The sequence below is a fragment of the Pseudomonas sp. 203-8 genome (assembly GCF_020708595.1).
GTDB classification, from domain to species: Bacteria; Pseudomonadota; Gammaproteobacteria; order Pseudomonadales; family Pseudomonadaceae; genus Pseudomonas; species Pseudomonas aeruginosa.
Genome location: NZ_JAJFDF010000003.1, coordinates 449,682 through 463,772, shown reverse-complemented (window position 1 = coordinate 463,772; position 14,091 = coordinate 449,682). Strand labels below are relative to the sequence as shown.

Below are 14,091 nucleotides of genomic sequence, written 5' to 3'. Positions count from 1 at the left end.
CGACGCCATGGATTCCCGTTTGCTCAGCGGTATCGGCGCAGGCCCCGACAGCGGCTCCTATACCGATCTCAACCGCCTCAACCAGCTCAAGGTCGGCAAGGACCGCGACGGCGAGGCGAACATCCGCAAGGTCGCCCAGGAATTCGAATCGCTGTTCCTCAACGAGATGCTCAAATCCATGCGTTCGGCCAACGAAGCGCTGGGCGACGGCAATTTCATGAACAGCCAGACCACCAAGCAGTACCAGGACATGTACGACCAGCAACTGTCGGTGAGCCTGTCGAAGAATGCCGGCGGCATCGGCCTGGCCGACGTGCTGGTGCGCCAGTTGTCGAAGATGAAGCAAGGCTCCAGGGGCAACGGCGAAAACCCGTTCGCCCGGGTCGCCGAGAACGGCGCCGGTCGCTGGCCGAGCAACCCCAGCGCGCAGGCCGGCAAGGCCCTGCCGATGCCGGAAGCCGGCCGCGACGACTCGAAGCTGCTCAACCAGAGGCGCCTGGCGCTGCCGGGCAAGCTGACCGAGCGCATGCTCGCCGGCATCGTTCCCTCCGCCTCGCCGGCCGCCAGCCAGATGCAGAGCCTGGGCCAGGACAGCTACCTGCCGGCGCAGAGCTACCCGGCGGCGAGCCGCCGCGGTTTCTCCACCGATGGCGTCGACAGCCAGGGCAGCCGGCGCATCGCCCAGCCGCCGCTGGCCAGGGGCAAGTCGATGTTCGCCTCGGCCGACGAGTTCATCGCCACCATGCTGCCGATGGCCCAGAAGGCCGCCGAGCGGATCGGCGTCGATGCCCGCTACCTGGTGGCCCAGGCCGCGCTGGAGACCGGCTGGGGCAAATCGATCATCCGCCAGCAGGATGGCGGCAGCAGCCACAACCTGTTCGGCATCAAGACCGGCAGCCGCTGGGATGGTGCCTCGGCGCGCGCTCTCACCACCGAATACGAAGGCGGCAAGGCGGTCAAGGAAGTCGCGGCGTTCCGCTCCTACTCGTCGTTCGAGCAGAGCTTCCACGACTACGTCAGCTTCCTCCAGGGCAACGACCGCTACCAGAACGCCCTGGACAGCGCCGCCAACCCCGAGCGCTTCATGCAGGAACTGCAGCGCGCCGGCTACGCCACCGATCCGCAGTACGCCCGCAAGGTGGCGCAGATCGCCAGACAGATGCAGACCTACCAGGCCGTCGCCGCCGCCGGCACGCCGCCTCTGGGTTGAGCAAGGAGGAACTGACCCATGTCCGACCTACTCTCGATAGGCCTGTCCGGCCTCGGCACCAGCCAGACCTGGCTGACTGTCACCGGGCACAACATCACCAACGTCAAGACGCCGGGCTACAGCCGCCAGGATGCCATCCAGCAGACCCGGATCCCGCAGTTCAGCGGTGCCGGCTACATGGGCTCGGGCAGCCAGATCGTCGACGTGCGCCGCCTGGCCAGCGACTTCCTCACCGGCCAGTTGCGCAACGCCACCAGCCAGAACAGCGAGCTGAACGCTTTCCTGGGCCAGATCGACCAGCTCAACTCGCTGCTGGCGGATAACACCACCGGGGTCAGCCCGGCGATGCAGCGTTTCTTTTCCGCCTTGCAGACCGCTGCGCAGAACCCGTCCTCGACCGAGGCGCGCGAGGCGGTGCTGGCCCAGGCGCAGGGCCTGAGCAAGACCTTCAATACCCTCTACGACCAACTGGACAAGCAGAACAGCCTGATCAACCAGCAGTTGGGTGCCCTGACCTCGCAGGTGAACAATCTCAGCCAGAGCGTGGCCGAGTACAACGATGCCATCGCCAAGGCGAAATCCGCCGGGGCCGTGCCCAACGATCTGCTGGACGCGCGCGACGAAGCGGTGCGCAAGCTCTCCGAGATGGTCGGCGTGACCGCGGTCACCCAGGACGACAACAGCGTCAGCCTGTTCATCGGCAGCGGCCAGCCGTTGGTGGTGGGCAATACCGTTTCGACGCTGAGCGTGGTGCCGGGGCTGGACGACCCGACCCGCTACCAGGTGCAGCTCACGCTTGGCGACTCCACGCAAAACGTGACCCGGTTGGTCTCCGGCGGGCAGATGGGCGGCCTGCTGGCGTATCGCGATACCGTCCTGGATAGCTCCTACAACAAGCTCGGCCAACTTGCGCTGACCTTCGCCGATACCGTCAACAAGCAACTGGGGCAGGGCCTGGACCTGGCGGGCAAGGCCGGCGCCAACCTGTTCGGCGACATCAACGATCCGGACATCACGGCGCTGCGGGTCCTGGCGAAGAACGGCAACACCGGCAATGTCCACGCCAACCTGAACATCACCGATACCAGCAAGCTGAATTCCAGCGATTTCCGCCTGGACTTCGACGGCACCAATTTCACCGCGCGGCGCCTGGGCGACGACGCAAGCATGCAGGTCACGGTCAGCGGTACCGGTCCCTACACCCTCTCGTTCAAGGATGCCAACGGCGTCGACCAGGGCTTCAGCGTGACCCTCGACCAACTGCCGGCCGCGGGCGACCGCTTCACCCTGCAGCCGACCCGGCGCGGCGCCAGCGATATCGAGACAACCCTGAAGAACGCTTCGCAACTGGCTTTCGCCGGGTCCGCTCGCGCCGAGGCGACCACCAACAACCGCGGCAGCGGCGCCATCGGCCAGCCGAACCTGGTCGGCGGACCGTCGCCGATCGATCCGGCGGTTCTGCAGAACGCCTTCGGCGCCAATGGTCTGCCGCTGAGCGCGACGGTCAGCGCGGATGGCAAGACCTACACCATGACCTCGCCGCTGCCGGCCGGTTGGAGTTATGTCGACAAGGACGGCAACGCGCTGCCCGGCAGTCCGACGCTGAACAGCGGTACCAGCAACAGCGTGCGCATGGCCTATACCGATCCGGGCAGCGGCCAGACCTATACCTACGAGTTCAACCTGTCCAACGTGCCGCAGACTGGCGACAGTTTCACCCTGAGCTTCAACAAGGACGGCATTGCGGACAACCGCAACGCCCTCAACCTGAATGCCTTGCAGACCAAGCCGACGGTGGGCGGTACCGGCAGCACGGGGTCTACCTACAACGACGCCTACGGTGGGCTGGTGGAGCGGGTCGGCACCCTGACCGCCCAGGCGCGCGCCAGCGCCGACGCCTCGCAGACCGTGCTCAAGCAGGCGCAGGACAGCCGCGACTCGCTGTCCGGGGTGAGCCTCGACGAAGAGGCGGCCAACCTGATCCAGTTCCAGCAGTACTACAGCGCGTCGGCCCAGGTCATTCAAGTTGCCCGCTCGCTGTTCGATACCCTGATAGGCGCGTTCCGCTGAGCGCCTTAACCGAGAGACCCTCGTCATGCGCATTTCAACGATCCAGGCTTTCAACAACTCGGTCAGTGGCATCTCCCGCAACTATGCCGACCTGACGCGCACCCAGGCCGAAATCAGTGCCGGCAAGCGCCTGCTGACCCCGGCCGACGACCCGGTCGGCGCCGTCCGGCTGCTTCAGCTGAACCAGGAGCAGGCGCTCAACAGTCAGTACAAATCGGGCATCACGGCAGCGAAGAACAGCCTGCAGCAGGAGGAGACCATCCTCAATTCGGTCGGCACGGTCATCCATCGTATCCGCGAGATCGCCGTGCAGGCCGGCAACGGCGGCCTCGACGCCTCGGACAAGAACGCGCTGGCCACCGAACTGGCGCAGCGCGAGGACGAACTGCTGAACCTGCTCAACAGCCGCGATGCCAGCGGCAAGTACTTGTTCTCCGGCAGCCAGGGCGATACCCAGCCGTTCGTTCGCAACCCGGACGGTACCTACTCCTACAACGGCGACGAAGGCCAGCGTGAGGTACAGATCGCCAGCAGCACCTTCATTGCCATCAGCGACAACGGCAAGATCCTTTTCGAAAGCGGCAGCAACGCCAACCGGGTCTCCACCGGCAAGGGCGCCGCAGGCCTGGACGCCAGCGGCAACCCCAGCGACAGCAGCATCTCCCTGGGCCTGGTGACGGACAAGGAAGCCTACGACACGGTGTTCCCGTCGAGCACGCCACCGCTGGCCAGCGATGGCGTCGGTATCCACTTCACCGACGCGAAGAACTACGTGGTCTACGACCTCAAGACGATCCCGCCGGGCTACGACTGGAGCACCAGCGACCCCAACCCGCCGAGCTTCGCCACGCTCGCCAGCGGCAAGATCGACGACAACGCCCAGACCAGCGACTTCATCACCTTCGGCGGCGTCAAGGTACAGATCGACGGCGAGCCGCAGGGCGGCGACACCTTCAGTATCAAGCGCCAGCCGGACCAGGAAAAGCGCAGCTTGCTCAATACCGTGTCGGACTTGCGCAAGGCCCTGCTCAGCGCCGAGGACACGCCGGCTGGAAACCTGGCTATCCGCGACGCGGTGGGGGTGGCGATCTCCAACCTGGACTCTTCGAACTCGCAGATCCTCACGGGCCAGGGACGCATCGGCGCGCGGATGAACGTCGCCGAATCGACGGAAACCTTCATCGACGACGTGACCCTGGTGAATACCGCCGTGATCTCGCAGATCCAGGATCTGGACTACCCTGAAGCGCTGTCACGGCTGACCCTGCAATCCACCATCATGGATGCGGCGCAGCAGAGTTTCGTCAAGATTCGCGGCTTGAGCCTGTTCAACTACCTGAGTTAAGCGGATGACAAGCGATAGCCCTGTAGGGGCGCGGAGTCGACAGCAGGCTACGGAATGACCGACAAACAACGGATAAAGGGCAGGCCTGTCGCTATCGACTACGAAAGCACGCTGGCTTTCTTCGAAGGTCGGGCCGCCCGCGAATATCGCAATGCCCTGAGTTCGACGATGTATCAGGACCAGCAGCCGGAACTGGTCGAGGAGCGCGATCGGCGCGAGAAACTGCGCGTCGCTCCGGGACTCGCCCTCGGTATGGCCCGGCGGGTCCTCGACATCGGCTGCGGTATCGGGCGCTGGGGCTGGCTGCTGGCCGAGGAAGCGCCGCAGGCCGATTACCTGGGCATCGACTTCTCCGCCGCGCTGGTGGAGAAAGCCTGCGACGAGGCACGGCAGCGCGGCTACGAGCGGCTGCTTTTCCAGCGGATGTCGGCGACCGACATCCGTCCCGCCGAGCTGGCGCTCAGTCCTCCCTACGACCTGCTGCTGGTCTCGGGACTACTCATCTATCTCAACGACAGCGACTGCCAGGAACTGTTGCGCCAGGCGCTGCAGCTGTGCGCACCGGGCGGGCGGATCTACCTGCGCGAACCGGTAGCCGTGGAACAGCGCCTGACCCTGGATCGCTTCTTTTCGAAGGAACTTGAACACGAGTATTCGGCGGTCTATCGCACCGTCGCCGAACTCAAGGACATGCTCGTACAGGCCGGCGGAGGGGAAGGGCCTGCGATTCTCGAAGAGGACTGCCTGTTCGCCGAAGCGCTGGAAAAGCGTGTGGAGACCCGCCAGTACTTCATGATCCTGCAGCGACGGGGATGACTCTGTGCGCACTGCCTACTGCTTCGACCTGGATGGAACCCTGACCCGTCAGGAACTGTTGCCGCTGATCGCGTCGTCCGTCGGTCTCGAAGACGAGATCGAGGTGCTGACCCAGGCCACCATCGACGGTTTCCTGCCGTTCGACAAATCCTTCAAGCTGCGTGTCCGCTTGCTGCGCGACGCGAACCTGGAGTGGATCCACAGCGCCCTGCGTCAGCAGGTGGAGCTGGACCCGCATATCCAGGCGTTCATTTCCGCGCGCCCTCGGCAATGCTTCGTCGTGACCGGCAACCTGGACCTCTGGGTCGAGCCGGTGCTCGAACGCCTCGGAGTGCGCAGCTTCACCTCGCGGGCGCGGATGCGCGACGGACGTCTGGAGGGAGTCGAGGAGATCCTCCACAAGGGCGACGCGGTGACCTCCCTGCGCGGCGAGTTCGAGCGCATCGTCGCTGTCGGCGAAGGGATGAACGACGTGCCGATGTTCGAGGCCGCCGATCTGCGCGTGGCCTACGGCGGAGTGCATGTGCCGAACCGGGTGCTGACCGGCCTGAGCGATTTCGTGGTCCATGAAGGAGAAGCCCTGTGTCGCCTATTGAACATGCTGTGATCAGCGCGGCGGGCATCGGCTCTCGTCTGGGACTGAACAAACCCAAGTGCCTGGTCGAGGTTGGTGGCAAGACGCTGCTGGCCCAGCACCTCGAGCGCCTGGCGGAGATCCCGAACGTCTGGGTCGTGGTGGGGTTCCAGGAGGAACTGGTCATCGAGCAGGTGCGCAACCTGCGCAGGGACGCGATCATCGTGCGCAACCCCGATTTCGACCGAACCAATACCTTGCAGAGCATCCACCGGGTTTCGCGCTATCTCGACCGGCGCTTCCTCGCCGTGGATGGCGACACCTTCATCGAGAATCGCTCGTTCGAACGCTTTCTCCGCGCTGCCGCCGGGCAGGCGGGCCTGATCGGCGTCTCGCGCTACACCACCAGCGATGGCGTGCGCGTTCTGCTGGACGCGGGTGGCGAGGCGGTCACCGCTTTCACCCGCGAGCCGCAGCACGCCTACGAATGGACGGGTATCGCGATTCTCCGGCCGGACATGGTGGTGGACCGGCCGATATACGTGTACCAGGCGCTCGAACCGTACCTGCCGCTGCCCGCGCAGGAACTCGACGCCTTCGACATCGATACCGCCAGCGACCTGGATATGGCGCGGCGCGTGCACCTGAATAACTGGAACCTGAATGATTGAGGACAGCGTGAGCGAACCCGGCCGGCGCGACGGCGGGGATGCCGGGAAGCGATTGGCCTGGCTGCAGCGGCAGGTCTTGCCGGTGCTGGAGGAGGGGGACGCGGTCTGGGTTTCCGGGCTGGACGGCGCGCCGTTCGCCGGGGGCGCACACAAGGTCGTCGAGGCTTCCGTCGCTGGCGAGCTGCCTGGCAACGAGCGTTTCCGCCTGGCTTGCCTGGGCGGGGCGGTGGGAGGCGTGGCGGACGACTGGCAGGCCATGCGCCTGCTCCTGCGCGCGGTGGAGAGCCTGGAGGATCGCGGCTGGCTGCTGCTGGAGGAGGCTCTCTCGGTATGCGCCGCAGGCGCTTGCCGGAGTCCCCAGGCGCAGGCCCGCCTGGCGCTTTCCCTGGGCTTGCGGCAGGTCGCGGAACTGCGCCTGGGCGCGCCGGACGACGGCGGACGCCAGCGGGTGCTGCAACTGTTCCGGCAGGACCTGGCGGTTGCGCGCATGCAGCGCTACTCGGGCCTGAGGGTCGCCTGTTACGGCAACATGCCTTTCCACTACCGCTCGTTGCGTCCTTTGGCCGAGTGTTTCGAGGACAGCCTCCTGAGCCTCGACATCGATGAAGTCATGGCCTGGAAACCGGACGTGATAGCGGTGGCCGACGGCTGGTCGGTGGAGTTCTGGCGCGACTACTGCGATGCGCACAACGTATTGCTGGTCGGCATGCGCCATGGCTCGGTCACCCGCTACGGATTCGCCGAGGGCACCTACCGCTACGCCGACTATCTGTGCGGCAGCGCCTGGGACATCGACGACACCCTGGCTTCCTCGGTGATGCCGCGCAACGGTTTCCTGCTGACCGGCAACGCCTGGTGCGACGAGGTGTTCCGGCTGCCCGCGAGAACCCCGGCGGAGAACGCGCCGACCATCCTCTTCGCCCCCACCTACAACCCCGAGATCAGCGCCGCCGTCCACCTCGGCGAGCGTGTGGTGGCATTGATCCGCAAGGTCTATCCCGCGTCGCGGATCATCATCAAGCCGCATCCCGCCATCGTCCAGCACGAACATGCGTTCGTCAGCGACAAGGATCTGTTCCGCGACCTCATGAAGCTCTGGCGCGAACAGTCACGCACGGACCCGCTGGTCACTCTGGTGGACGACCCCGAGGCGAGCATCGCGGCCAGCTTCGCCGAAGCCGACATTCTGCTGGCGGACCGTTCTTCGCTGATCTTCGAGTTCATGACGCTCGACCGACCGATCCTGCTGTTCTCCCGCGAACAGCGGATCGCCCGCTGGGCCTACAACCCGGAGGCTCCAGGGAACGCCTGGCGCGATATCGGACTGGAGTTCGCCGACGACGAGCAACTGCTCGACCTGCTGGCCAATGCCTTTACCCGGCACGCGGAGAGTCGCGATACCCAGGAGAACCGCACGCAGCAGCTGTACGGCCGGTTTCGCGACGGACGCAGCGTCCAGAGGGTCGCCGCAGCGATCGCCGAGGCGCCGCGCTTGCAGATCGTGCTCGACGCGCGGGCCGCTGCGGATGGCGGGCAGCGCCTGGCCGAACATTATGCGGCCTGCTTCGCCCATCGCCGTATCGACCTGATCGCTCCGTCCGGCGCGGCATTGCCGGCCGACGTGCGGCGCTTCGATTCGTGGCGGGCCTGGTGCGACGCGGAGGCTGCCACGCTCGAACGCAGGGCTTCGGCGGTGCTTCTGGTGGAAGACGACGGCCAGTTGCTGCCGGGCAGCGCGCATCAGGTAAGCGCGCTCCTGCCGGCCATCGCCATGGGCCAGTTGCGGCATGCCCGGCTGGCGTTGGAAGAGCGCGAGGCCGGGCCCGCTGGCGAAACCGACTGGAGCGCTCGCCGCCTGCACAGGTTGCTCGCCCGCCTGCAGCCGAAGCCGGCCTGGCGTCTGCTGGCGCCCGCGCTGTTGCGCGAGGAACTGGCCGACCTGCCGGACGAAGCGGAGCAGCCGTTGTGGCTGCGCGCCGTGGCGGCAGCCGAGGCGCCGGTCGAATGGCCCGTCGGGCAGTTGAACCTGTTCGCCGAAGAGGGACTGTTGCGCCAGGGCGACGTGCATATGCTCTGCGCGCGCGCTCGGCTGCGCGCGGTTCCTTGCGTGTCGGGCCTGCCGCTGCGCCAGCGCCAGGTCGTCCTGCAGGTCACGCCCTTCGCCAGCCAGCTTTACGACCGCTTCCCGTTCCAGTTGCGCGTGTGCCTCAACGGCCAGCTCTTCAGCCGCGTGAGCGTCGAGGACGCGCGAGCGAAGTCGCTGGTCCTGCCGTTCCGGGGTGACGAACGCGGTGGCATGACGATCGAACTGGAGTGCGACGGCAGCTATCCGGCTTTCGAAGGCGTTTCCACGCCGGTCTCCCTGCTGCTCCAGACCGCGTTCCAGCCGGCGCCGGGAGACTATTGCGCGGCCCTCGCGGCCGGCGCAGCGAGCCCGGAGGCGGGGGAGGACTTCCGCAGCGAATACGAGACCTGGCTGCACGGGCGCGAAGTGGAGCCGGCCCGCTACCGTCCCTTCATCGACGCTTTGCGACGCGACTCGCGGATCGAAGTCCTGGTGCTTGCCGAGGAGGCCGAGGACGCAGACCTCCAGCGCAGCCTGGCGAGCATCGACGGCCAGGCCTTGCCGGCCTGGCGCACGCGGATACTGGGCAGAGCCCCGGCGTTTGCGCGCAAGGGCCTGGCGTGGCTGGCCGAGGGTGGTTCCGCCGCCGAGCGGATCAACCTGGCGGCGGCCGCCAGCGACGCCGACTGGCTGATCGTCATCCATGCCGGAGACGAACTGGCGCGTTCCGCGTTGCTCCTGCTGGCGGAAAAGATCCGTACGGAAACCGCGCTGCTGTGCTGCTACAGCGATGAAGACCATGTGTGCGACGGACGCTACGAGGCACCGTTGCTGAAGCCCGACTTCAACCTCGACCTTCTGCGCAGCTACCCCTACTGCGGTCGTTCCCTGGCCTTCCAGCGTGCCGCCTTGCTGGCGCAGGGCGGCTTGCAGGAAGGCTTCGGCGATCTGGCGTTGCAGGACTTCATGTTCCGCCTGGCGGAGCGGGAGGGCCTGGATCGTATCGGCCATCTCGCCGAGGTCCTCTACCACAGCGCTCGCGCCTTCGGAGAATGGCTGGCGAGCGCCGCCGTGCGCCCGTTCATCGCGAGCGTGGTTGACGAGCACCTGAACCGCCTCGGGGTTCCGCATCGAATCGAGCCGGGCCGGCTGGCGGTGATCAACCGCATCGCCTACGACTATCCGGGGACGCCGGCAGTGTCCCTGCTGCTTCCCGTGGGAGACAGCCTGAGCGCTCTCCAGCGCAGCGTGGAAAGCTTCCTGGAGAACACCGACTACCCGTCCTACGAATTACTGCTGGTCGCCTCCGGCCCGCTGGCGCCCGACATGGCCGCCTGGCTGGAGGCGGTCCAGGGACTGGGGAGCGAGCAGATCCGGGTGCTCAGCCCGCAGGCTTCGAGCCTTGCCGGGTGCCTCAACCTCTGCGTGGCCGAGGCCCGAGGCGAATTCCTCCTGTCGTTGGGGGCGGGGGTCGTGGCCCTTCGTCCGGACTGGTTGCGCGAGTTGCTCAACCACGGCCACCGCCCGGAGGTCGGGGCGGTCGGCGGCAAGCTCCTGGGCCTGGACGGAACGATTCGCGAGGCGGGCCTGGTGCTTGGCCTGGGCGGCACGGCGGGCCGCGCGTTCGCCGGCGAGGCGGGAGACAGCGCCGGCTACATGCATCGCCTGCTGGTCGTCCAGAATCACACGGCTCTGTCGGCTTCCTGCCTGTTGTTCAAGCGCTCGCTGCACGACGAACTCGGCGGCTTCGACGAGAACGACTTCGCTCATGGCCACGCCGACGTCGATTTCAGCCTGCGTGCCCGCCAGCTCGGCTACCTGTCGGTGTGGACGCCCTATGCAATCCTGGCCCAGAACGGAAACGTCGAGCTGCCTTCCATGGAGGCCGATGAGTCGCTCTACCGGCGCTGGCTACCGGCATTGGCGCGGGATCCCGCGTACAACCGCAATCTCAGCCTGGAGGGGGCCGGGTTCGCCCTGGAGCGCCCCGAGGTACCGGCCTGGCAACCGCTGTTCGGACGGTCGCCGCTGCCGCGGGTCCTGGCGCATCCTGCCGATCCCTACGGTTGTGGCCACTATCGCGTGCGTCAGCCGTTCCGCGCGCTGCACGACGCCGGCCTGCTGGACGGCATGCTCAGCGAGTCGCTCCTGCAGCCGGTGGCGTTGGAGCGCCTGGAGGTCGACAGCGTGATTCTCCAGCGGCAGATCAGCGAAGAGCAGTTGCGGGCCATTTCCCGGATGCAGTCGTTCAACCGCGCCTTCCGGGTCTACGAACTGGACGACTATCTGCCCGAGCTGCCGCTGAAGAGCCTGCATCGGGCCGAGATGCCCGGCGACATTCGCCAGATCCTCGGTCGTGCCCTGGGCCTGGCGGACCGTTTCGTGGTCTCGACCGAACCGTTGGCGGAGGCATTCCGGCGCATGCACGGGGACATCCGGGTCGTGCCGAACCGCCTTCCGTTGCCCTGGTGGCGCGACCTTTCCAGTCGGCGCCGGGACGCAGAGCGGCCACGGGTCGGATGGGCCGGCGGGATCGGCCATGGCGGCGATCTCGAGGTGATCGCCGAGGTCGTGCGCGAGCTGGCGGACGAGGTGGACTGGGTGTTCTTCGGATTCTGCCCGGATGCCTTGCGTCCCTATGTGCGCGAATACCATCCGGGGGTGGAGATCGAACGCTATCCCGCCTACCTGGCCAGCCTCGACCTCGATCTCGCCCTGGCGCCGCTGGAGCAGAACCGCTTCAACGAGTGCAAGAGCAACCTGCGCCTCCTGGAGTACGGCGTGCTCGGCTTCCCGGTGATCTGCAGCGACGTGCTCTGCTATCGCGACAGTCTCCCGGTCACGCGGGTGAAGAACCGTTCCAGGGACTGGCTGGAGGCGATCCGCTCGCACCTGGCCGATGCGGACGCCAACGCCGCAGCCGGCGCGCAGTTGCGCGAGGCGGTGCGCCGCGACTGGATGCTCGAAGGCGCGCATCTCGAGGCATGGGCGGCAGCCTGGCTGCCGGACTGAATCCGGGGTTTTCTCGAACGAGGCCGGTGGCGCAAGCCATCGGCCTTTTTTCATGCCCGTGTCCCGTTGCACGGGAGGGCTAAAGAAAATCGCCGGGGGGTCGATGCAATGGGTGTCGGAACTTCCACCCTCTGTCGGACCAACCGGAGGCGGTTCAGGACCGATATTGGCGAGTCCTCTTCGAAGCATGTAACCCACTGAAGAGGAAGAGAAAAAGAAAATGTTGATTTTTTCTCTAAAGCTCCGCCGGGAAACGCCGATAAACACCATGAACGCGAATTCTTGGGGCACCTGAGCAAGCAGGCCGAGAGATCGCAAGCTCAGGTAACCGAAATAGGTCCTTTGGAGGAAATCACCATGGCCCTTACAGTCAACACGAACATTGCTTCCCTGAACACTCAGCGCAACCTGAATGCTTCTTCCAACGACCTCAACACCTCGTTGCAGCGTCTGACCACCGGCTACCGCATCAACAGCGCCAAGGACGATGCTGCCGGCCTGCAGATCTCCAACCGCCTGTCCAACCAGATCAGCGGTCTGAACGTTGCCACCCGCAACGCCAACGACGGCATCTCCCTGGCGCAGACCGCTGAAGGTGCCCTGCAGCAGTCCACCAATATCCTGCAGCGTATCCGCGACCTGGCCCTGCAATCCGCCAACGGCTCCAACAGCGACGCCGACCGTGCCGCCCTGCAGAAAGAAGTCGCTGCGCAACAGGCCGAACTGACCCGTATCTCCGATACCACCACCTTCGGTGGCCGCAAGCTGCTCGACGGCTCCTTCGGCACCACCAGCTTCCAGGTCGGTTCCAACGCCTACGAGACCATTGACATCAGCCTGCAGAATGCCTCTGCCAGCGCCATCGGTTCTTACCAGGTCGGCAGCAACGGCGCGGGTACCGTCGCCAGCGTAGCGGGCACCGCGACCGCTTCGGGCATCGCCTCGGGCACCGTCAACCTGGTCGGTGGCGGTCAGGTGAAGAACATCGCCATCGCCGCCGGCGATAGCGCCAAGGCCATCGCCGAGAAGATGGACGGTGCCATCCCGAACCTGTCGGCTCGTGCCCGTACCGTGTTCACCGCTGATGTCAGCGGCGTGACCGGTGGTTCGCTGAACTTCGACGTAACCGTTGGCAGCAACACCGTGAGCCTGGCAGGCGTGACCTCCACTCAGGATCTGGCCGACCAACTGAACTCCAACTCGTCGAAGCTGGGCATCACCGCCAGCATCAACGACAAGGGTGTACTGACCATCACCTCCGCTACCGGCGAGAACGTCAAGTTCGGTGCGCAGACCGGTACCGCTACTGCCGGTCAGGTCGCAGTGAAGGTCCAGGGTTCCGATGGCAAGTTCGAAGCGGCCGCCAAGAACGTGGTAGCTGCCGGTACTGCCGCTACCACCACCGTCGTGACCGGCTACGTGCAACTGAACTCGCCGACCGCCTACTCGGTCAGCGGTACCGGCACCCAGGCTTCGCAGGTCTTCGGCAACGCCAGCGCCGCGCAGAAGAGCAGCGTTGCCAGCGTCGACATCTCCACTGCCGACGGCGCCCAGAACGCCATCGCGGTAGTCGATAACGCCCTGGCTGCGATCGACGCCCAGCGTGCCGACCTCGGTGCTGTTCAGAACCGCTTCAAGAACACCATCGACAACCTGACCAACATCTCGGAAAACGCTACCAACGCTCGTAGCCGCATCAAGGACACCGACTTCGCTGCCGAAACCGCGGCGCTGTCGAAGAACCAGGTGCTGCAACAGGCCGGTACCGCGATCCTGGCCCAGGCCAACCAGCTGCCGCAGGCGGTCCTGAGCCTGCTGCGCTAAGCCCGGGAACGGTCACTCACGCGGTACTGGGAGGAAGGGGTGACCCTTCCTCCCTTTTCCCTTTGCGAGGCATGAGAAATGGACGTCGGAAATATCACTTCCCTTTCTACGTTCAAGACCGGCAGGGCCCCGGAGGCCAGCGGCGATATCTTTGCGCCGCGCAGCGCAGCGGATGGCAGCGGCAAACCGTTGCCGGAAGTGACGGCTTCCCGGGAGGCCAGCGAATCTCGCGATGACCTGGGGCTCGCCGTCAGCGACATCCAGTCTTTCGTGCAGAGCGTCAAGCGCAACTTGAACTTCAGCATCGACGACTCCTCTGGCCAGGTCGTGGTCAAGGTGATCGACGGTGACTCGGGCGAAGTCGTGCGGCAAATCCCTTCCGAAGAAGTACTAAAACTTGCCGCCCGGCTCGACGACGTACGCAGTGTCCTGTTCGAAACCCGCGCCTGACGCGCGGGTTGAACGACTTGGCATGGTGCTTGCCCTATCGAAGGGATAGGGCAG

Annotated in this window: 9 protein-coding genes; all 9 read left to right on the top strand. The window is 65.8% G+C overall.

What is annotated here, in order from left to right; genetic code table 11:
* The first annotated feature begins 7 nt into the window (after positions 1-7).
* Positions 8-1,210, top strand: coding sequence for a flagellar assembly peptidoglycan hydrolase FlgJ (gene flgJ, locus LJF27_RS08905; RefSeq protein ID WP_003082172.1), 1,203 nt, complete (start codon positions 8-10; stop codon positions 1,208-1,210).
* 18 nt (positions 1,211-1,228) lie between these two features.
* A complete protein-coding gene (gene flgK / locus LJF27_RS08900) occupies positions 1,229-3,280 on the top strand; it encodes a flagellar hook-associated protein FlgK (RefSeq protein WP_023116705.1) in 2,052 nt (683 codons plus the stop codon).
* A gap of 25 nt (positions 3,281-3,305) precedes the next feature.
* Positions 3,306-4,625: a flagellar hook-associated protein FlgL gene (gene flgL, locus LJF27_RS08895; RefSeq protein ID WP_003082175.1), complete on the top strand. Its 1,320-nt coding sequence runs from the start codon at positions 3,306-3,308 to the stop codon at positions 4,623-4,625.
* A 54-nt stretch (positions 4,626-4,679) separates the two neighbouring features.
* The gene (locus LJF27_RS08890) at positions 4,680-5,441 is read left to right on the top strand and encodes a class I SAM-dependent methyltransferase (RefSeq protein ID WP_003082176.1); all 762 of its coding nucleotides are present in this window, start codon (positions 4,680-4,682) and stop codon (positions 5,439-5,441) included.
* Between the two features lie 4 nt (positions 5,442-5,445).
* On the top strand, positions 5,446-6,048 hold the full coding sequence (locus LJF27_RS08885) for an HAD-IB family phosphatase (protein ID WP_003082178.1): 603 nt from the start codon (positions 5,446-5,448) through the stop codon (positions 6,046-6,048).
* Complete coding sequence (locus tag LJF27_RS08880) at positions 6,024-6,686, top strand: NTP transferase domain-containing protein (RefSeq protein WP_003082180.1); 663 nt, start codon at positions 6,024-6,026, stop codon at positions 6,684-6,686. Before LJF27_RS08885 ends, LJF27_RS08880 begins: the two co-directional genes overlap by 25 nt.
* Complete coding sequence (locus LJF27_RS08875; protein ID WP_010793909.1) at positions 6,679-11,763, top strand: CDP-glycerol glycerophosphotransferase family protein; 5,085 nt, start codon at positions 6,679-6,681, stop codon at positions 11,761-11,763. The genes LJF27_RS08880 and LJF27_RS08875 overlap by 8 nt, the downstream gene beginning before the upstream one ends.
* Before the next feature lie 357 nt (positions 11,764-12,120).
* Positions 12,121-13,587 (top strand): B-type flagellin, encoded by a 1,467-nt coding sequence (gene fliC, locus LJF27_RS08870; RefSeq protein WP_003082185.1) that lies wholly within the window; start codon positions 12,121-12,123, stop codon positions 13,585-13,587.
* A 78-nt stretch (positions 13,588-13,665) separates the two neighbouring features.
* Entirely contained in the window at positions 13,666-14,037 is a 372-nt protein-coding gene (locus LJF27_RS08865; RefSeq protein WP_003082188.1) for a flagellar protein FlaG, read from the top strand.
* Positions 14,038-14,091 lie beyond the last annotated feature (54 nt).

Bases quoted from the DNA above. Each gene is read 5' to 3' on its own strand.
- flgJ (WP_003082172.1), top strand. From the start codon at position 8: ATGGATTCCCGTTTGCTCAGCGGTATCGGCGCAGGCCCCGACAGCGGC.
- flgK (WP_023116705.1), top strand. From the start codon at position 1,229: ATGTCCGACCTACTCTCGATAGGCCTGTCCGGCCTCGGCACCAGCCAG.
- flgL (WP_003082175.1), top strand. From the start codon at position 3,306: ATGCGCATTTCAACGATCCAGGCTTTCAACAACTCGGTCAGTGGCATC.
- LJF27_RS08890 (WP_003082176.1), top strand. From the start codon at position 4,680: ATGACCGACAAACAACGGATAAAGGGCAGGCCTGTCGCTATCGACTAC.
- LJF27_RS08875 (WP_010793909.1), top strand. From the start codon at position 6,679: ATGATTGAGGACAGCGTGAGCGAACCCGGCCGGCGCGACGGCGGGGAT.
- fliC (WP_003082185.1), top strand. From the start codon at position 12,121: ATGGCCCTTACAGTCAACACGAACATTGCTTCCCTGAACACTCAGCGC.
- LJF27_RS08865 (WP_003082188.1), top strand. From the start codon at position 13,666: ATGGACGTCGGAAATATCACTTCCCTTTCTACGTTCAAGACCGGCAGG.